Origin of the sequence: Microbulbifer sp. (assembly GCF_036563125.1) — a bacterium.
Taxonomy (GTDB): Bacteria; Pseudomonadota; Gammaproteobacteria; order Pseudomonadales; family Cellvibrionaceae; genus Microbulbifer.
Genome location: NZ_DATCMV010000034.1, coordinates 71,661 through 90,781 on the forward strand (window position 1 = coordinate 71,661; position 19,121 = coordinate 90,781).

Below are 19,121 nucleotides of genomic sequence, written 5' to 3' on the forward strand. Positions count from 1 at the left end.
TTCGCACACAGAATTGTTACAGCGATGTGCCTGCAACTATAGGCAATGAACAGTGCCTCATTGCCACCAGCCTGTGATCAGGCAAATGCCAGCGTGCCAACGCCGCAGAAAATGATCAAGGCTGCCAGCAGCCGTTGGGTGGAAAACCGCTCATTGAGCAGGAATACCGAAATCACCGACGCAAACAGGATGCTCACCTCACGGGTAGCGGCCACCGCCGCCACCGGCATCATCGACGTGGCCCAGAGCGCAATGCCGAAACCACCGGTAGCGAGCACCCCAGAAAGCGAGCTGCGCAGTAAATTGGCGCGGGCAAACGCCAGGCCTTTCAGCGGCCGTGTACACAGCACGGCGAGAATGACACCACCACCAGAAAGGATTTCCAGCCAGGCGACGTAGCTGAGCGGATTGGCTACACAGCGCACACCCGCCGCGCCCAGGGTGGTGTAACCGGTAATGGCGATGCCGGTACCGAGGGAATAGAAGATTCCTTTTCCGCTGACTCTCAGCTCTTTCATGATCAGCGCAAAAATGCCGCAGGTTACCAGCAACACACCGGTTATCTGCAGCGGCTGCAACGATTCATCCAGGAACAACAAGGCCGCGATCGATACCATCAGCGGGGTGACGCCACGGGCTAGTGGGTAGGCGGTGCCATAGTCCAGCGCTTGGTATGAGCGGGAGAGCAGGAAGAAATACAGATACTGGAAGAAGGCCCCACCGACGAGAAAACCCAGGGCGTTTGTACCGGGCAGCGGCAGCTGTGTCGCCAGTGCCGCGCCGACCAACAAGCCGACACTGCGAATCATCGCCAGCTGCAGGAAACCTTCACCACTGTGTTTGACCACCGCATTCCATACGGCGTGCGCAAGGGCAGACAGCAGTACCAGCGCAAATAAAATGGATTCAGATATTTCCAATTCACATAAGCGGTTGGGGAGAAACTATCACGCCGTTATTATCAGCGTATACATACTCTCCAGATTTAAAGGTGACGCCGCCGAAAGTCACTGCGATATCACGCTCACCGACCCCTTTTTTGTCGGTCTTCATGGGGTGGCTTCCCAGCGCCTGTACTCCTAACTCTAGTCCAGAAATCGCATCCACATCCCGGATACAGCCGTACATCAGGATACCCTCCCACCCGTTTTGTACCGCTTTTTCCGCCAGCAGGTCGCCAAGACAGGCCCTGCGCATGGAGCCGCCGGCGTCAACCACCAGAACCTTGCCAGTGCCCTGCTCCGCCACCAGATCCCGCACCAGGGAGTTGTCTTCAAAGCATTTGATGGTCACGATCTGCCCCCCAAACTGCTCCCGGCCACCGTAATTAATAAACATTGGCTCCAGCACCTGGACGAGTTCCGGAAATTCGTCGCACAGATCGGGGGTGGAAATTTTGGTGTGGCGCATGACTGGACTCCTATTTTATTGTTCGGAATTGCACTGAGTTATCCAATTCATCTTAGCGGCAGGACAATCCTCGCGCAGCGTACAAATAAAAATGCCGGGAATTCTCCTGATGGATAATCCCCGGCAAATGGCTTGCCCTTTCTCAACAAGGGGACAAGCGGGCTTGCCAAATCACTTCAGTGGCAAGGGCATATCAACTACCTGCCCTCCTCGTTTAATAGCTCACCCGAACCGGCATGCCTATACGGGCATACTGGTAGAACTTGCTCGCCATGTGCGGGGGCATGCGTACACAACCGTGGGAAGCCGGGTAGCGCGGCACATGACCAGAGGCGTGCAGACCGATACCACCATTAAAACGAATATAGTGATTCATTTTCGCGCCGCGATAGTATGTACCGGCGGGGCGGCGATGTTTACGCGTATCGACGTCGGCCTTCACTACGCGGCCGGTGGAACTGTCGACATAGCTACCGTAAATACTGGAGCGGTGGTTGGGATTTTTCGCCAGTACACGGAAGTGACCGGGTCTTGTGCTGAATCCCTTTTTGCCCGAGGAAATCAGCGAGACCCCCACCAGACGGGAGCCTTTGTAGAAGTAGGCTTTTTGCTCCGACAGATTGATGCTAATGGATGGCGAGCCGGAAGAATTCATTGCCGCCTCATCGTCAAACCAGTTAGCACCGCTGTTGGCACCGGCCACATTCGGCCACAGACTGCCGACGAGGGTTCCCAGCAGTAGCATCAACACCGCTAACAGGCGCCGCGTTCCCTGTGCAGAATCCATCGCCACCACCGCCATCTTTAACTGGGACGATGTGACCTGGTCACATTCAGTGAAGAATCGTTGTGCTGTGCGCTTTTCTGGCGTGTATTGGGGACTTCTTTGCATGTGGCACCTCAATCAGAACTCAACTCGTCAGGACTTCAAGCGAAGGTAATCACTGCATGTGCAGTGCAATAGACGCCCCGGAAAATCATCCATAAAAACAGGCATGTTTTTGCGGGAACCTTTTCGATTCTATTGACTGGGTGTCGCGCTCTTAGACTGATTTCCATCCCCAATGTGGCGTTTTATGGAAAATGGCAATGGACATAGGGTGCAGGAAAGGTCGTCACAAGATCACGGACCGGCGCCCCACAAAGACGGCTTTTTTGAAAAACACGCAAGATTGGAAAATTGTTTCAGGTACGCGCGAAAAAAAAGCGACCGGAGAGGTCGCTTTTTTCCGTGTCAAGCCGAACCCGTTGGTGATTCGGCGACAGGCTAGATACGCACCCGGCGGACCTTACGGACCGCTTTCGGTGCACGTCTGTCAGGCTTTCTGGTTATTCGCAAGATAGAGCCAGGTATCTACGGCGGTATCCGGGTTGAGGGAGACGCTGTCGATACCCTCGTCCATCAACCACTGAGCGAAATCCTTGTGATCGGAAGGGCCCTGGCCACAGATACCCACGTATTTACCCGCTTTCTTACAGGCCTGAATGGCGCGGGACAGCAGCATTTTCACCGCCGGGTCGCGCTCATCAAACAGCTCCGCCACCAGGCCGGAATCCCGGTCCAGTCCCAGGGTCAGCTGGGTGAGGTCGTTGGAGCCGATGGAGAAGCCGTCGAAGTACTGCAGGAAGTCTTCCGCCAGCAGCGCATTGGACGGCAGCTCACACATCATGATGAGCTTGAGGCCATTCTCGCCGCGCTTCAGGCCATTATCTTCCAGCAGCTCCACCACCTGACGCGCCTCGTCCGGGGTGCGCACGAAGGGCACCATGATCTCCACATTGGTGAGGCCCATTTCGTCGCGCACCTTTTTCAGCGCACGGCACTCGAGGGCAAAACACTCGCGGAAATCCTTGGAGCGGTAGCGGGACGCGCCGCGGAAACCGAGCATCGGGTTTTCTTCGCTGGGCTCGTACATCTGCCCGCCCACAAGGTGCGCATATTCGTTGGACTTGAAGTCCGACAGGCGCACGATCGTGCGGTTGGGGGCAAAGGCCGCCGCCAGGGTGGAAATACCCTCCACCAGTTTCTCGACGATAAAGTCTTCCGGCGAAGCGTAACCGCCAATGCGGTTGCGGATATTCTGCTGCAGATCCGCCGGCAGGCGATCCAGTTCCAGCAACGCCTTGGGGTGAATACCGATCATGCGGTTCAAAATGAACTCGAGGCGCGCGAGACCCACGCCCTGGTTCGGCAGATTACTGAAGGCAAACGCGCGGTCCGGGTTGCCCACGTTCAGCATGATTTTGAACGGCAGTTCCGGCATATCGCTCACCTCGGTGAGGGAACGCTCGAAATCCAGCTGGCCGGCCATCACGAAGCCGGTATCACCTTCCGCACAGGTCACGGTAACCGGGGTGCCGGTCGTCAGCTTTTCGGTGGCATCGCCACAGCCTACCACCGCGGGAATACCCAGCTCGCGGGCAATAATCGCGGCGTGGCAGGTGCGGCCGCCGCGGTTGGTGACGATGGCGCTGGCCTTCTTCAGTACCGGCTCCCAATCGGGGTCGGTCATGTCGGTGACCAGGACCTCGCCGTCCTGCATCTTCGCCATGTCTTCCACGGACTCCAGCACGCGCACCGGGCCGGCGCCGATACGCTGACCGATGGCGCGACCTTCACACAGGATGTCGCTGCGCTCCTGCAGCTTGTAGCGCTCGATGCTGGTGCCGGTATCGCGGGAGCGTACGGTCTCCGGACGCGCCTGTACGATGAACAGCTTGCCACTATCGCCATCTTTGGCCCACTCGATGTCCATCGGGCGCTGGTAGTGGGCTTCGATCTTGCGCGCCTGATTGGCGAGATCGGTGAGTTCCTCATCGGTGAGTGAAAAGCGCAGGCGATCCGCCTCGGATACCTGCACGGTCTTGACCGAACGGCCGCATTCGCCGCTCTGGTCGTAAATCATCTTGATGGCCTTGCTGCCGCGGTTGCGGCGCAGAATTGCCGGTCTGCCGGCTTCCAGCGCAGGCTTGTAGAGGTAGAACTCATCCGGGTTTACCGCGCCCTGCACCACGGTCTCGCCGAGGCCGTAAGCGGCAGTAATGAAGATCACATCGCGGAATCCGCTCTCGGTGTCCAGGGTGAACATGACCCCGGAGGCGCCGGTTTCACTGCGCACCATGTGCTGGATACCCGCAGACAGCGCAACCCCCACATCCGCATAGCCGGTGTGTACCCGGTAAGCGATGGCGCGGTCGTTATAGAGAGAGGCAAACACCTCTTTTACCGCCTGCAGTACCGCGTCGATGCCGCGGATGTTCAGGAAGGTCTCCTGCTGGCCGGCGAAAGATGCGTCAGGCAAGTCTTCTGCGGTTGCCGAAGAGCGCACCGCTACTGCGGTCTCGCCGCCACCCAGGGCTTCGTAACCCGCGCGGATTTCCGCTTCCAGCTCAGCCGGGAACGGGGTCTCCAGTAGCCAGTTGCGGATTTCCTCACCCGCGGCGGCCAGCGCCGTGACGTCCTCTACATCGAGACCTTTCAGCCTCTCCGCAATCCGGGTATCCAGTTGGGCACCCGCCAGGAATTCACGAAATGCGTCCGCGGTAGTGGCAAAACCACCCGGTACGCTGACTCCGGCACCGGAGAGAGAAGAGATCATTTCCCCCAGTGATGCGTTTTTACCGCCGACTTTGTCGACATCCGCCATGCCCAACTTCGCGAATTCGAGAGTGTGAATGCTCAATGGATTGCCCTCTGCAACTGCGTATTCAGGCAGCCGATTATAAGGAAGGGTTTTGTAAATAATACCCCGCAATAAGCGGGAAAAACGGGCATTTTATGTTGTAATTTTTCTACAAAAAGTCGTCGGGATATGGGGTCACACTCCTACGGGGAGCAAAAATCCATACACGAATTTATCGTGCCACTGATATACCATTGTCGACAAACCAGCAGAGACCTATCGGCAATGAGCGACGAACAGCGCAGCGAGAATCCACCACAGAATACAAATTCCGAAAAATCCACCAAAAAACGCACCGCGTTTTTTATTTCCGATGGCACCGGCCTCACGGTGGAGGGGATTGGCCACAGCCTGCTGGCTCAGTTTCGCGATCAGCAGGTCGAACAGGTAACCCTGCCCTACGTGGATTCAGAAGCCAGGGTCAACCAGGTGCTGCAGCGCATTGAACGCGCCGCGGAGGAATCCGGACTGCAGCCGATCATCATCACCAGCATCCTGTCCGACCAGATACGCAAGCAGCTGCACCAGAGTTCTGCACTGATGCTGGATGTATTTGAAAGTTATCTCGCACCACTGGCCGCCCTGTTTGGCACCGATCCAGCTCGCACCGTGGGGGTTTCCCACGGTATCGCGGATAACCGCCGCTATACCGCGCGTATCGATGCGGTGCACTACGCGATGGACAACGACGACGGGCGCCGTACCCGGGAGTTTGAAAGCGCGGACATCATTCTTGTCGGTGTCTCCCGCTCGGGTAAAACCCCCACCTGCCTCTACCTCGCGCTGCAATTCGGCCTGCGCGCCGCCAACTACCCGATTACCGAAGAGGACATGGATTCCACTTCGCTGCCGAAAATACTGCGCCCGTTTCAGCACAAGCTGTTCGGCCTTACCATCGACCCGCGCCGCCTGATGAGTATCCGCCAGGAGCGCCGTGCAAACAGCCGTTATGCATCGCCGGAACAGTGCGAATTCGAGGTTCGCCAGGTAGAGCAGATGTTGCGACGCGCCCAGGTCCCCTACCTTGATGCCACTGAGCTATCCGTGGAGGAACTCGCCACCAGACTGATGTCACAGGCCGGGATCGAGCGCAGGATCAGCTAGATTTTCTATATCGGTTGTCCGGAAATTCGCCATAGCATCAATCCGTTTTGGCGTCGTTCTAATTTGGAGTAAAGTAGCGCCGCCCAAAAGGCCGGCTCACCAGCCCCCGACACAACCCGTTATGAGAATCAGTCTGAGCGGATAACCCGCCCGAAGCTTTGGTTGACGTTTTGCAAATTGTTTCCCTGCCCTACTCGCTCAACACCGGGGCCGCTTTCGCGGCACTCGCGGATCTGCCCTGCCCGGTGTGGCTGGACTCCGGCCAACCCTCCGGCCGCGGCGGTCGCTTTGACATATTGAGCGCGGACCCCGTGAGCGGGCTGACACTTTCCGCTACAGATCCCGCGCCATTTGAAGCCCTGGATGACCTGTTGTGCGAGCTGGCTCCACAGGAAGTGGACCAGCAGCTGCCCTTCTGTGGTGGCGCAATCGGCTACGCCGGCTATGAACTGGGCACTGCCGGCAATTTTCTCACCGCGGACAACCGCGCTACCCCACTGCCCGCGGGCTATTTCGGCCTCTACACCTGGGCACTGATCGTCGACCACCAGCTGCAGGCAAGCCACCTGGTGTTCCACCCCGCCTGTACAGAGGTGCAGAAGCGGGACTTGCGCGCGCGTTTTGGCGGCATCGACTGGGGTGCAGCCCCGCGCACAGAGGCCTTCCAGCTCACCTCCGCATTCGAACACGAGTTCACTGCGGAGGAGTACCGCACGCAGATAGCCCGAATTCTGGAGTACATCAGCGCTGGCGACATCTACCAGGCCAACTTTACCCAGCGCTTCAGTGCCGGCTATGAGGGCAGCTCGCTGACCGCGTATCTCGCCCTGCGCCAACTGGCCGCCGGCCCGTTCTCCGCGTTTCTGTCACTGCCGCAGGGCGACATACTCAGCCTTTCACCGGAGCGTTTCATTCTCGCTGACGGCCGCTTCCTGCAGACGGAGCCGATCAAGGGCACGGCACCGCGCAGTAGCGACCCGAGCCTTGATCGCGACCTCGCCAGCGCACTGGCGTCGAGCAGCAAGGATCGGGCGGAAAACCTGATGATCGTCGATCTGTTGCGCAATGATTTCGGCAAGGTTTGTACCCGCGGCAGTGTGCGCGTGCCATCGCTTTTTGAGCTGCAGAGCTTTGCCAATGTCCATCATCTGGTGAGCACCATCACCGGGCAGCTGCAGGAAGATACCGAGTTTGCACAGGTACTTGCGGCCAGCTTCCCCGGCGGATCCATCACCGGTGCGCCGAAGCGACGGGCGATGGAAGTCATTCGCGAGCTGGAACGCAGCCCGCGCGGGGTTTACTGCGGCAGTATCGGCTATATCAGCAGCTGCGGCCGCGCAGATACCAATATCGCGATTCGCACGTTAACCGCCAGCAAAGGCAAACTCAGCTGCGCCGCGGGCGGCGGCATCGTCGCGGATTCCGATCCAGCCGCAGAGCACAAAGAGTGCCTCGACAAGGTCCGGCTGCTGCTGGAGACCCTGGAGAGCCGCTTTCGCTGAACGCCGATGGAGTGCCCGCGCAGGTTATAACCCTATCGCCCATCGGTATTTCCAAGGTTTTTTCCCGTCTGCTAGATTTCGCGTCAATCCTATACATTTCCCTCTCCACCGCGTCGCCGCAGCGGCGCTGGATACCCGCACAAGGTTGGCGGGACGCAAATCATAAGGCCGTGTCACATGCGCATTACCCTGGTCAAAAAAATCCTCGCCGATGGTTCCCTGTGTGCCAAGTGCAACGACGTTGAACAAAAGCTCAAGGAAAACGATCAGGGAAAATATCTCGATGAAATTCTGATTGCCGACGAACGGGATGCGCAAAGCCCGGGCATGCAGCTGGCCCAGCGCTTCAATGTACAGCGCGCACCATTCTTTGTTGTAGAAGAAGAAGGCAAGGAACCCGAGGTTTACACTGTGTACTTCAAGTTCGTAAAGGAAGTGCTGAACCGTTGAAGCGATACCGCACTCGGTTGCAAATCAAAAAAAGCCCGACAGAAATGCCGGGCTTTTTTGTTTGCAGCGCGGAAAAACGTGCCGCTCAATAAACCGGTAATTCAACGTGAGAGAACAGTTCGTCCACTTCCGCGCGCGACGATGCCTGCGACGCCTGCTCCACCAGTTCGCGGGTAAGGTGCGGCGCGAATTGCTGAATAAATTCGTACATGAAACCGCGCAGGAAAATGCCCTTGCGGAAACCAATTTTGGTCACACTGGACTCGAACAGCTCGCTTGCATCCAGGGCCACCAGATCGCTGTCCTCTTCTTCCACCGCCGCCATATCGGCGACGATGCCAATGCCGAGTCCGAGACGCACATAGGTTTTGATGACGTCTGAATCCGATGCCGTAAATACCACCTTGGGCGAAAGCCCCTTTTCCAGAAACGCCTCATCCAGCTTGGAGCGCCCGGTAAAGCCAAATACATAGGTGACGATGGGATATTTGGCGACGTCTTCCAGGGTCAACTTGGAGACCTGACACAATTCGTGCCCCTTCGGCACCAGCACGCAGCGGTTCCACCGATACACCGGCATCATCACCAGGTCGCTGAATAGCTCCAGCGCCTCGGTGGCGATCGCGAAGTCGGCCGTGCCGTCGGCAGCCATTTCGGAAATCTGCATCGGAGTACCCTGGTGCATATGCAGGGACACTTCGGGATAGCGGGCAATGAAAGACTTGATCACGGCCGGCAGCGCATAGCGCGCCTGGGTGTGGGTGGTGGCGATGGCGAGGCTACCGCGCTTGTCATTACTGAACTCCTGCGCGACCTGCTTGATGTTTTCCACCTTGCGCATGATCTCGCCGGCGGTTTTGAGGATGGCTTCGCCGGCGGGGGTCACCCGCGTAAGGTGTTTGCCGCTGCGGGCGAAAATCTCCACGCCCAGCTCATCCTCCAGCAGCCGGATCTGTTTGCTAATCCCCGGCTGCGAGGTAAACAGGCTCTGGGCCGTGGCAGAAACATTGAGATCGTGGTGGGCCACTTCCCAGATATAACGCAACTGCTGCAGCTTCATAGCCTCTCCCTGTCAACCACGCGGCGCAAGCCTGCCCACATCGGCAGCGCTCAGATTTACGCCAGTTATTGGTTATAAAAACTAAGCAAGTATATGCGCGAAAAGCATAGCAGCGAATCTGCCAGCGAGCCAATAGCACGCAATCCAAAGAGAACAAAAAGCGAGGAAAAGGTCACCGAATGTGGCGACCCTTGGAGAGAAACACGCAAGATGGCCGGGAATTACAGAAAAATATTCCGCAATAGCCCCCCTAACCCCAAAGATCTGATTGCGCGCTAGTTATCCAGGTTGGCAATACCGTGGGGAACATGACCGGTGGCGACGTGGGCGGCGGCGGAGGCGCAATGGTTGGGCTGATCATCAAAGAAAACATCGGCTCCGAAGGCGCGCAGGAACTCCCCTTTGGGCAAACCACCGAGGAAGATAGATTCGTCGATACGGATATTCCAGGCCCTCAGTGTACGGATAACCCGCTCGTGCGCAGGCGCGGAGCGCGCAGTCACCAGGGCCGTACGAATCGGGCAGGTCTCCGGATTGAACTCTGCCTGCAAGTGCTGCAAAGCCTCGAGAAAGCCCTTGAAGGGCCCGCCCTGCAGCGGCTGCTTGGCGGAAGCGCGCTCGGCAGAGGTGAAGGCGGCGAGGCCCTCGCGCTTGAAGATCTGCTCAGCCTCATCGGAGAAAATGACCGCATCACCGTCAAAGGCAAAGCGCAACGTATCGTCACCGCGCTGACGCGCGCCGCCCGGAATCAGCGTGGCCGCAGCCACCCCCTGCTCCAGCGCCCGGCGCACGTCTCCGCCATCCGTAGACAGGAACAGATGACACCCGAAGGGGGCAATGTAGCGATAGGGGCTGCCGCCATTGCAGAAAGCAGCACGGCTGATCTGGAGGCCATAGTGCTCTATGGAATTGAACACCCGCAGGCCGGTATCGGCACTGTTGCGTGACAGCAGGATGACCTCAACGCGCGGTTCGCCATCGAGGCGTTCATTGATCTGCAGAAATTTTTCCACCAGGGAAAACGCCTCGCCCTTTGGCAGTACATCGTTTTCCCGCTCAATCTGATACGACGAAAACGCGTCCACCCCCTGCTCCTCATAGATCTGGTGGCTTTCGCGCAGATCAAACAGGGCCCGGGAAGAGATAGCGATGGAAAGCTTATTGCCTCTGGGGGAGTGCGGTGCGTTGCTCATGGTCACTCAGCGCTCACGGCGCCTCCACATCATCAAGCCCGGAGGGCTTTACTTCGTCGCGGTGCGGTTCCAGCAGCACCATCAACATATTGAGCAGGTCCTCGCGGGTGCGACGGGAGCGCTCGCCCTGCTGGTTTACGATGACCAGCAGCATGGCATGGCAGGTCTCCAGCGTGGCGCGAGCGAGACGGTTGGTCTCGTTGGGAGGGCAGCGAAAGCCCAGGCGCCGGAACATATCCACCAGATGGTTGATGACCATCTCATCGTGCCGCTCATCCAGCTGATGCAGCTCCGGGATACCCCACATCGCCTGCACCAGGGGCAGCAGTCCGCGCTGCTCACGATAGACAGAGAGCCAGCGGCTCAACAGGTCATCGAGAAACGCGCGCAGGTCCAGATTCTCCAGCTCACCTGCCGCCATATCGTCGAGGCGCTCGCTGAGACTTGCCAACCACTGCTCACCCATGGCGTAGAGGATCGCGTGTTTGTTGGGAAAGTAGTGATACACGGAGCCGACGGATACACCGAGCTCCTTGGCGATCAGGATGGTGGTGAGATCGTTGAGCCCGACCTGCTCCAGCAGGCGGCCGGTGGTGTCCAGTATCTGACGGGCGCGCTCGCGGGCGCGGGCCTGAACCGGCTCCCGTCGCGGCGACAACTGATTTCTGCGGCGATTCTGTTCTGCGGTCGACACTTCGTTATCCTTTCTACTGAAGTGCCATTTTTAACACAAATGACGGACCTGATTAACAAAAAAGCCGGCAATGGTTGCCGGCTTTTCTGCTCATCCTGCGAGATGATCGGAGAAACGGAGGTGGGGATCAGAAACGGTAGTCTAGGCTGACTCCCGCCACACGTCCGCGAGACGGGTCGGTCTGGGTAGCCGGCAGGTTGTAATCCGCTGCCGCGTAGCCCCAGTGGTAGTACTCCTCACCGGTCACGTTTTCCAGGTAAACGCCAGCAGTCCAGTTTTCGCTGGGTGCAGTAAGCGAAGCACGCAGGTTAACCAGACCGCGGCTCGCCAGCTTCACTTCTTCGGTGTTTTCCAGGTCGGCAAACTGCTCGCCGGTATAGGTGTACTCACCGGAAAGTGCCAGGCTGCCGAAGCCCACGTCGGTGGTGTAGGTCAGCACGGTTGCAGAGGAAAACTCCGGGGAGAACGCCATCTGGTTGCCGTCGCAATTCTCACACAGTTCTTCCGGCGCACCGGTGAACTCGGTGTCGAGCCAGGCGAGACCCATGTACAGATCCAGATTGTCGGTAATCAGCCAGCGGGCATCCACTTCGAGCCCCTGCCCTTCACTTTCACCCACATTGCGGGTTACTGCTGCGGCGCCAATAAAGAAGGCCTGCTGCAGGTCGTCGTAGGTGTACTGGAATGCGGCCGCGTTAATGTGCAGACGGTTATCCAGCAGGCGGGCCTTCACACCCAGCTCGTAGGACAGGACCTGTTCTTCATCAAAGCTGTTGGGCTCAGCGGTAGAGCTGTCGACGGTCCACTCATACTCTTCCAGCCAGGCATCGGGATCTTCGGCGTAGGCCGGATCAGTGATGTGGTAGGTCAGGTAATCGAAACCGCCGGACTTGTAACCGGTGGCCACGCTGGCGTAGGCAGTAACGGAATCAGAGAAATCGTGGTTCAGAGTGGCGCGACCGGAAATGTTGCTCCAGGTCTTGTCGCCGGTAATCGGGCCATCGGTAAACATGGCCTGGTAGTTCCAGCCCGCGGTCCAGGTGTCCGGCCACGGAGAATCCACGGTGTATTTTTTCTGGTCTTCGGTATAGCGCACACCGAGGCCGAGGCTGGTGGACTCGGTCAGGTCAAAGGTGGTGTTGGCGAACACGCCCCAGCCGCTGAATTCACCGCGGGTGTACGCCTCCTCCACGGACATGCCGTCAGGCACTACCACGCCACCGGGAATGGCCATACCCGCAGTGGGGGCGTATTCCCAGGCTTCGCCACCGGTCCAGAAGGCGTCATCCATCTCATCAGGGAATGCCACGGCCAGCTCTTCACAGGTCATGGACGAGTTCACGTCGAGCTCGTAGTCCACTTCCATGGCACCGGCGCAGATGAAGTCCTCGGAATCGACACCGGCAAAGTATGCGTCCAGGTCTTCCTGATAGTAGCTCGCACCCAGCACCCAGTTGAACGGGCCGGAATTGTTGGAGGTCAGACGGAACTCCTGGCTGAAGAACTCCCCGGACTGATCCCGCACGAAGGTGTCGATGGACTGTCCAGTACCGTCGAAATCTTCTACATAGGTGTAATTGTGGGTCTTGTAACCGGTGATCGAGCTGAAGGTTACATCGCCCATCTCACGCTCGATGGTGAGAATTGCGTCGCCGATTTCAGCCTGGTCGGCACCTTGCTGGTCGTTGTACACCTGGTCGTAATCGCCCTCGGTTCCCAGGGCGCGGTAGATGGTACCGTCGCTGATACGGTCTTCGTACTGCGCCAACAGAGTGATGGTGGTGTCTTCAATACCCTCATACACACCGGTAAAGCGCATGGCATCCGCTTCGCTGGCGCCCAGGTTACGGCCACCGGAGAGGTTTTTCACATGGCCTTCTTGTTCCTGGTGGATACCAGAAATACGCACCGCGAAATCTTCGCTCACCGGCATATCCACCGAACCTTCGAAGTTCAGGCGACCGTATTCACCGGCATTCACAGAAATCTCGCTGCCAAACACATCCCCTGGCTTGCGGGAAGTCATGGAAATTGCACCGGAGGCGGTGTTGCGGCCAAACAGGGTTCCCTGAGGCCCTTTGACGATTTCCACACGATCCATGTCGAACATGGTCGGGGTGGCACCGGTACGGCTCTGGTAAACGCCGTCGAGGAACACGCCCAGTGCCGGGTCACTACCGGTACCAAAGCTGTTGTTGTTCACACCGCGCACGGACACGGAATCAAAGAAGGAGTCCGTGGTGTCGCCGGAAATACCGGGAGTGATCGCGAACAGGTCCTTGAAATCATTGATATTGGAATTTTTGAGGGTCTCGCCAGAGAAGGCACTGACCGACATCGGAACATCTTTCAGGGACTCGGCACGCATCTGTGCGGTGACGGTCACCTCCTCGATCTCCGCAGCAGCGATGGCGCCGCTCGTGATGGTAAATACAACGGCACCAATGGTTGAGGCCAGGATGTGTTTTTTGCCTGCAAACGGCTGATCTGACTGCGTCATCGTTACTCCCCGTGGGTTATTTTTGTTCGGGTTTCTGCCCATTCATTACCACTTAGGACGGACCCGGAGATTGAACTGACCGGCCTGTTATCCCACAAACCGAACAAATATTCAATTTTTAGCCCCACTAAAAAACCGCCATACGAAGACGCAGCAGATTCATCGGTGAGGCCACCAATTACCGGCCCAGCTTGTCCTTCAAGCTGTAATAGAGCATTCCCGCTACCAGCCCGGGCCAACGCAACAGTGTTCCACCAGGAAAACTGGGCGTTGGAATGCGCGCCAATATATCAAACCTTTCCTCGGTGCCGGCAAGCACTTCTGCGAGTATTTTTCCGGCAAATGTGGCCGTCGGAACGCCGTGCCCTGAATAGCCCTGGCTGTAGTACACATTTGGCTCAAGCCGGCCAATGCTGGGCATTCTGTTCAGGGTGATGGCGAGCGTCCCCCCCCATCCAAAATCGATGCGGGTATCTGCCAGTTGCGGATAGATTTCCAGCATGTACTTGCGCACGAACGCGCGAATGTCCTGAGGGAATCGAGAGGTGTAATTCTCGCCCCCACCGAAAACCAACCGGTTGTCACCGGAGAGCTTCCAGTAATTGATGACAAACAGCGTGTCCTGAAGCGCGTAGTCGTTCGCGATCAGCTCCCGCGCCAGTTCCTGCGGAAGCGGCTCGGTCGCCAGTACAAAGTTGTTGATGGGCATAATGCGCCCCGCCATCCTCGGTTCCAGGCCACCGAGATAGCCGTTACAGGCAAGCACCACATTGCGAGCGCGCACACTGCCCCTCGCGGTATTCACCACACAGGGATTGCCACCGTGATAGCTGGTGACGCGACTGTTTTCAAAAAACTGCACCCCGGCTTTTTCTGCAGCGGCGGCGAGGCCCAGCGCGTAATTGAGCGGATGCAGGTGCAGGGATCCGCTATCCACCTGCCCACCATAAAATCGCTCGGAGCCCACCAGCGACCGCACCTCGTCGCGTTCGGCATAGCGCATTTTGTCGTAGCCGTAGCGCTGGTTGAGTACTTCCACCTCTTCCTTTAACCAGGCGTCGTGGCTGGGCTTCGCCGCCAGGTGCATGATGCCGCGCTTGAGATCGCACTGGATGTCGTGCTTGTGGATCAGATCCTCCACCAGCTGCACCGCTTCGAGCCCCATATCCCAAAGGACTTTGGCGGTATCGACACCGAGCATTTTCTCCAGGTCTTCCTGGCCTTTGCGCTGGCCAACGCCAACGTGACCACCGTTGCGACCAGAGGCGCCCCAGGCAATGCGCTCAGCCTCAAGCACTACCACCTTGAAGCCGCGTTCGGCCAGGTGCAGCGCAGTAGAGAGCCCGGTATAACCCGCACCAATAACGCATACGTCAGCCTCAACCGCCCCCTCGAGTGCGTCGTATGCCGGCGTAGCATTGGCGCTTGCGGCGTAATAGGAATCGGCGTGGCCGAGCAGTTTGGTGACAGTTCCACTGACTGGCATGCTTGAATCTCCAAAATCAGGCTGGTTCGCTCCGGCTTTGCATCCGGATTCTCTTGAGTGCCCGAAACAAAACCGAATCATTATTCAAAATTTATTGAATGATAATTCGGTTTTTTGCCATAATCAAAGCCCACGTACCGGAATACCAATAGTCTTCACCGGCCGTGGCCCCGCCCTTCACCTGTCTGGGTGGCTGAGGCGGGATATATACTAATGAACCCCAAACGGGGAAAAGCCTTTCATCATCAAGGTGTAACATGGACAAGATTACCCAGTGGCTCGCAGAACACTCAATTTCCGAGGTCGAGTGCCTGGTACCGGATATGGCCGGAAACGCGCGGGGTAAATTTACCCCCACCTCCAAATTTCTCACCCAGGACAGCCGCCTGCCGGAAAGTATCCTGGTGCAGACCGTTACCGGCGACTACGTCGACGAACACAACGAACTGGTGGACCCGGCAGATACCGACATGCTGCTGGAACCAGACCCAGGAACTATCCGCCTGAACCCCTGGGCCAACGAGCCCACCGCTCAGATCATTCACGATTGCTATACGCGGGACGGCAAGCTCCATCCTATTGCTACCCGCAACATCCTCAGATTCGTACTCGACAAATACGCCGAGCAGGGCTGGCAACCGGTGGTTGCCCCGGAAGTGGAGTTCTACCTGGTCAAACGCAACCTCGACCCGGATGAAAAGCTTTCCGCCCCGGTCGGCCGCTCCGGGCGAACCGAGAAAACCCGACAGTCCTACAGCATTGACGCCGCCAACGAATACGAGGCGATCATTGAGGACATGTACGATTTCTGCGAAGCCCAGGGGCTGGATGTGGATACCCTCATCCACGAATCTGGCACTGCGCAGATGGAAATCAACTTCCTGCACGGTGACCCGCTGAATCTCGCGGACCAGGTGTTTACCTTCAAACGCACCGTGCGTGAAACCGCGCTGCGCCACGGCATTTACGCCACCTTTATGGCAAAGCCGATGGAAGACGAACCCGGTAGCGCGTTGCACCTGCACCAGAGCATCCTGGACATCAAAACCGGCAAGAATATCTTTGTCGATGACGACGGCAACGAGACCGATCTGTTCAAATACTTTATCGGCGGTACGCAGGAATTCACCCCGGGCTTCATCACCTTTTTTGCCCCCAACGTGAACTCCTATCGCCGATTCACCCCGGAAATGGCGGCACCGACCAGCCTGCACTGGGGCTACGAGAACCGCACTACGGGCCTGCGCGTTCCCGACAGTGCCCCGCAGGCAAAACGCCTGGAAAACCGGTTCCCCGGTGCCGACTGCAACCCGTACCTGGCGATTGCCGCATCCCTCGCCTGCGGCTTCCTCGGCATGATGAAAAAGGTCAAGCCGAGCGAGCCCTATGAGGGCAGCTGTGCTTCCGAACCAATCGCCCTGCCCCGCACCCAGGAACACGCACTGAACCTGCTGGCTGAGTGCCCTGAAGCGGCGGAAATGTTCGGTGAAAAATTCGTGCGCGCATGGGCTGCCATCAAACGCGACGAGTACGAAGAGTTCAACCGCGTAATCAGTTCATGGGAGCGGGAATATTTGCTCCTGAACGTGTAAGCACAACCAAGTAATAAAAAACCCGGCAATGCCGGGTTTTTTATTGGAATCAATTCCGGGGATTACTTATGGCTGGGGTCTTTCCAGTAATCCTTCACAGTCTCTTTCATCTCTCTTGCCAGCACCGAGATACCGAACAGGTTAGGCAATGTCATAAGCACAATCGCCACCGCTGACAGGTTCCAGATGATGGTAGTGTCTTCAATCGCAGCCCAGAAAAAGGCCACAACATACACTAACCGATACGGCATTACCGATTTCGGGCCGAACAGGTAAATCATCGAGCGGTCGCCATAGTAAGACCAGGCGATCGCGGTGGAAAAGGCGAACAGCAAGATCCCCAATGTAACAATGTAACTGCCGTACTCCCCGAAGAAGCCCTTCTGGAAGGCTCGATTCGTGAGCGCAACGGAGTGCAGCAGGGAGTTACCCCAGACCTCTACATTCGGGTTCACCAGACGGCCGCCATTCACATTCAGCACACCGGAGAAGTTATCGTTGCCTACGCGGAACTCCACATCTTCTGCAACAGACCGGGAGTTGATTACGGTAAATTCACTGTTGTTCAGCGGGCGGCCGTCGGCAACCACGATGGTACCGGTATAGGGGCGAACCTCACTGCTGCGGCCACTCAGGAATCCGAACAACTCCTTCACGTGGGCCTCTTCCTTATCCGTGTAGGTGCCGGCAACCACCATCATGTCTGCGCGCTCAAAGCGGTTCATGAATTTCTCGGTCCACACACCGGAAGAAAGAATCACAAGACCGGTGAGGGTACAGATAATCAGGGTATCGATGAAAGGCTCGAGCAGGGAAACCATACCCTCGGAAACAGGCTCATCCGCGCGCGCCGCGGCGTGCGCAATCGGGGCAGAGCCCTGCCCTGCTTCGTTGGAGAACAGGCCGCGGTTTACACCGCGGTTGAAGGCGTAGGCGAAACTTGCACCGAGGAAGCCACCCATTGCCGCGCTGCCGTTAAACGCGCCGGAAAACACCTCAACAAACGAAGGAATGATGTTCTCGTAGTTGTAGAGGATCACCGCCAGTGCGCCGACGATGTACAGCACCGCCATTACCGGCACGATGGTAGAAGTCACCTTCGCGATACGGGTAATACCACCAATGATTACGAGGCCGAGCAGAATGGCGAGCACACCACCGGTCAGCATTTTGCTGAGGCCAAAGGTGTCATACATGGCCTGCGCGATGTTGTTCACCTGCGGAAGGCTACCGGTACCGAACGAGCTGATGACGGTAGCGATGGCAAAGATTACCGCCAGCCACTTCATGTTCAGGCGGCGTTCCATATAAAACATCGGGCCACCGGCATAAAAGCCATCCGCAGCCTTGATGCGGTATTTATGCGAGAGGGTTACCTCGACGAACTTGGTCGTCATACCCAGAAATGCGGTCACCCACATCCAGAAGAGTGCGGCCGGGCCACCGAGGAAAATCGCTAGACCAACACCACCGATATTACCGGTACCTACGGTGCCGGAAAGCGCGGTGGCAAGTGCCTGGAAGTGGGAGGTGTCACCGGGGTCACCGGGCTTATCGTATTTACCACGCACAATCTTGATGGCGTGACCGAAGTAGCGGATCTGCGGAAACCCAAGGTAAAGGGTAAAGAAAAAGCCAACCGCCAACAAAACATAAGGGAACCAGAACGCCGAACCCAGAAATCCATCCAGCGTTAATAACAATTGATTGAACGATTCCAAACCAACCCCCACTACCTAATTATTTTTGATTGATTTACCGACAAAACGGCAAAAAAACAGGCAATTCCGCGTTAACGAAAAAAGCGGATGCCCCTCAAGTGCCGGGCAGATTAGCAGTTTCACCCGCGCGAGAACAGTAATCCGCCAATCAACAGCAGCATAGCCACCTTTTTTGCCAAAAATTCAACAAATCGCTAATTATCTCACCAATACGGACAATTCTGTCGCACATCCCTACCACCCGTGGATGGCACATATCCCCCGCAGATATACAGAGTGGCCAGGCCGCTCAGCGATCCGCCCAACAGGCGCTGAAGCCGGCCCGCTGGGGAAAGACCCCGAATTGCCCACCGGTATGGACAAATACAATGTGCCTGCAGTCCGCGTAATGTCCCTGTGCGATATCTTTCAGCAGTCCGTGAAATGCTTTGCCCGTGTACACCGGATCCAGCAAGATTCCTTCCAATTGCGCAGCAAGCGCGATGGTCTGGTATATCTCCTCGGTGGCGATGCCGTATCCAGGGCCGATATACTTGTCGCTCACATGAATACGCCGCGAGTCGAATGGAAATTCCTGCGCATACACCTCAGCCCACTGCCGCACATCTTCCTGTATCTTGTCGATGAAGTAGGCTTCACTGTCGGACACGGCATAACCGGTAACCTGTGTGTCCGCCCCCAACATCTGGCAACCCAGCGTCAACCCCGCCTGAGTGCCGCCGCTGC

Annotated in this window: 15 protein-coding genes; 4 read left to right on the forward strand and 11 right to left on the reverse strand. The window is 57.4% G+C overall.

The features are described from left to right. Positions 1-77: 77 nt before the first annotated feature. The 4 genes from VIL80_RS02535 to ppsA form a co-directional block, all read right to left on the reverse strand. Positions 78-920, reverse strand: a complete 843-nt coding sequence (locus VIL80_RS02535; protein WP_332034585.1) for an SMR family transporter — start codon at positions 918-920, stop codon at positions 78-80. A gap of 1 nt (position 921) precedes the next feature. After that, positions 922-1,410 (reverse strand): ribonuclease E activity regulator RraA, encoded by a 489-nt coding sequence (gene rraA, locus VIL80_RS02540; RefSeq protein ID WP_332034586.1) that lies wholly within the window; start codon positions 1,408-1,410, stop codon positions 922-924. A 214-nt stretch (positions 1,411-1,624) separates the two neighbouring features. Further along, positions 1,625-2,302: a L,D-transpeptidase gene (locus VIL80_RS02545; RefSeq protein ID WP_332034587.1), complete on the reverse strand. Its 678-nt coding sequence runs from the start codon at positions 2,300-2,302 to the stop codon at positions 1,625-1,627. Positions 2,303-2,726: 424 nt separating this feature from the next. Next, on the reverse strand, positions 2,727-5,093 hold the full coding sequence (gene ppsA, locus VIL80_RS02550) for a phosphoenolpyruvate synthase (protein WP_332034588.1): 2,367 nt from the start codon (positions 5,091-5,093) through the stop codon (positions 2,727-2,729). Positions 5,094-5,318: 225 nt separating this feature from the next. On the opposite strand from ppsA, the gene ppsR reads away from it, so the two are divergent. From ppsR to VIL80_RS02565, 3 genes are all read left to right on the forward strand, one after another. After that, positions 5,319-6,197: a phosphoenolpyruvate synthetase regulatory kinase/phosphorylase PpsR gene (ppsR, locus tag VIL80_RS02555; protein WP_332034589.1), complete on the forward strand. Its 879-nt coding sequence runs from the start codon at positions 5,319-5,321 to the stop codon at positions 6,195-6,197. 170 nt (positions 6,198-6,367) lie between these two features. Next, the gene (gene pabB, locus VIL80_RS02560) at positions 6,368-7,699 is read left to right on the forward strand and encodes an aminodeoxychorismate synthase component I (RefSeq protein WP_332034590.1); all 1,332 of its coding nucleotides are present in this window, start codon (positions 6,368-6,370) and stop codon (positions 7,697-7,699) included. Positions 7,700-7,876: 177 nt separating this feature from the next. Beyond that, positions 7,877-8,149 carry a hypothetical protein gene (locus tag VIL80_RS02565; protein WP_332034591.1) on the forward strand — a complete coding sequence of 91 codons (273 nt, stop codon included), beginning with the start codon at positions 7,877-7,879 and terminating at the stop codon, positions 8,147-8,149. A gap of 85 nt (positions 8,150-8,234) precedes the next feature. Here VIL80_RS02565 and cysB read toward each other — a convergent pair whose 3' ends face one another. The 5 genes from cysB to VIL80_RS02590 form a co-directional block, all read right to left on the reverse strand. After that, positions 8,235-9,209 carry an HTH-type transcriptional regulator CysB gene (cysB, locus tag VIL80_RS02570; RefSeq protein WP_332034592.1) on the reverse strand — a complete coding sequence of 325 codons (975 nt, stop codon included), beginning with the start codon at positions 9,207-9,209 and terminating at the stop codon, positions 8,235-8,237. Between the two features lie 275 nt (positions 9,210-9,484). After that, the gene (locus VIL80_RS02575; RefSeq protein ID WP_332034593.1) at positions 9,485-10,402 is read right to left on the reverse strand and encodes a 5'-nucleotidase; all 918 of its coding nucleotides are present in this window, start codon (positions 10,400-10,402) and stop codon (positions 9,485-9,487) included. Positions 10,403-10,415: 13 nt separating this feature from the next. Beyond that, entirely contained in the window at positions 10,416-11,096 is a 681-nt protein-coding gene (locus VIL80_RS02580; protein WP_332034594.1) for a TetR/AcrR family transcriptional regulator, read from the reverse strand. Between the two features lie 127 nt (positions 11,097-11,223). Beyond that, a complete protein-coding gene (locus VIL80_RS02585) occupies positions 11,224-13,596 on the reverse strand; it encodes a TonB-dependent receptor (protein ID WP_332034595.1) in 2,373 nt (790 codons plus the stop codon). 178 nt (positions 13,597-13,774) lie between these two features. Continuing rightward, positions 13,775-15,082, reverse strand: coding sequence for an NAD(P)/FAD-dependent oxidoreductase (locus tag VIL80_RS02590; RefSeq protein WP_332034596.1), 1,308 nt, complete (start codon positions 15,080-15,082; stop codon positions 13,775-13,777). A gap of 257 nt (positions 15,083-15,339) precedes the next feature. Between VIL80_RS02590 and VIL80_RS02595 the strand changes: the two genes are divergently transcribed. Continuing rightward, positions 15,340-16,674: a glutamine synthetase family protein gene (locus VIL80_RS02595; protein WP_332034597.1), complete on the forward strand. Its 1,335-nt coding sequence runs from the start codon at positions 15,340-15,342 to the stop codon at positions 16,672-16,674. A 62-nt stretch (positions 16,675-16,736) separates the two neighbouring features. Here VIL80_RS02595 and VIL80_RS02600 read toward each other — a convergent pair whose 3' ends face one another. Together VIL80_RS02600 and VIL80_RS02605 are read right to left on the reverse strand one after the other, a co-directional pair. After that, entirely contained in the window at positions 16,737-18,395 is a 1,659-nt protein-coding gene (locus tag VIL80_RS02600) for an alanine/glycine:cation symporter family protein (RefSeq protein WP_332034598.1), read from the reverse strand. A 289-nt stretch (positions 18,396-18,684) separates the two neighbouring features. Next, on the reverse strand, positions 18,685-19,121 hold a 437-nt coding region (locus VIL80_RS02605; protein WP_332034599.1), incomplete at its 5' end, for a pyridoxal-phosphate dependent enzyme.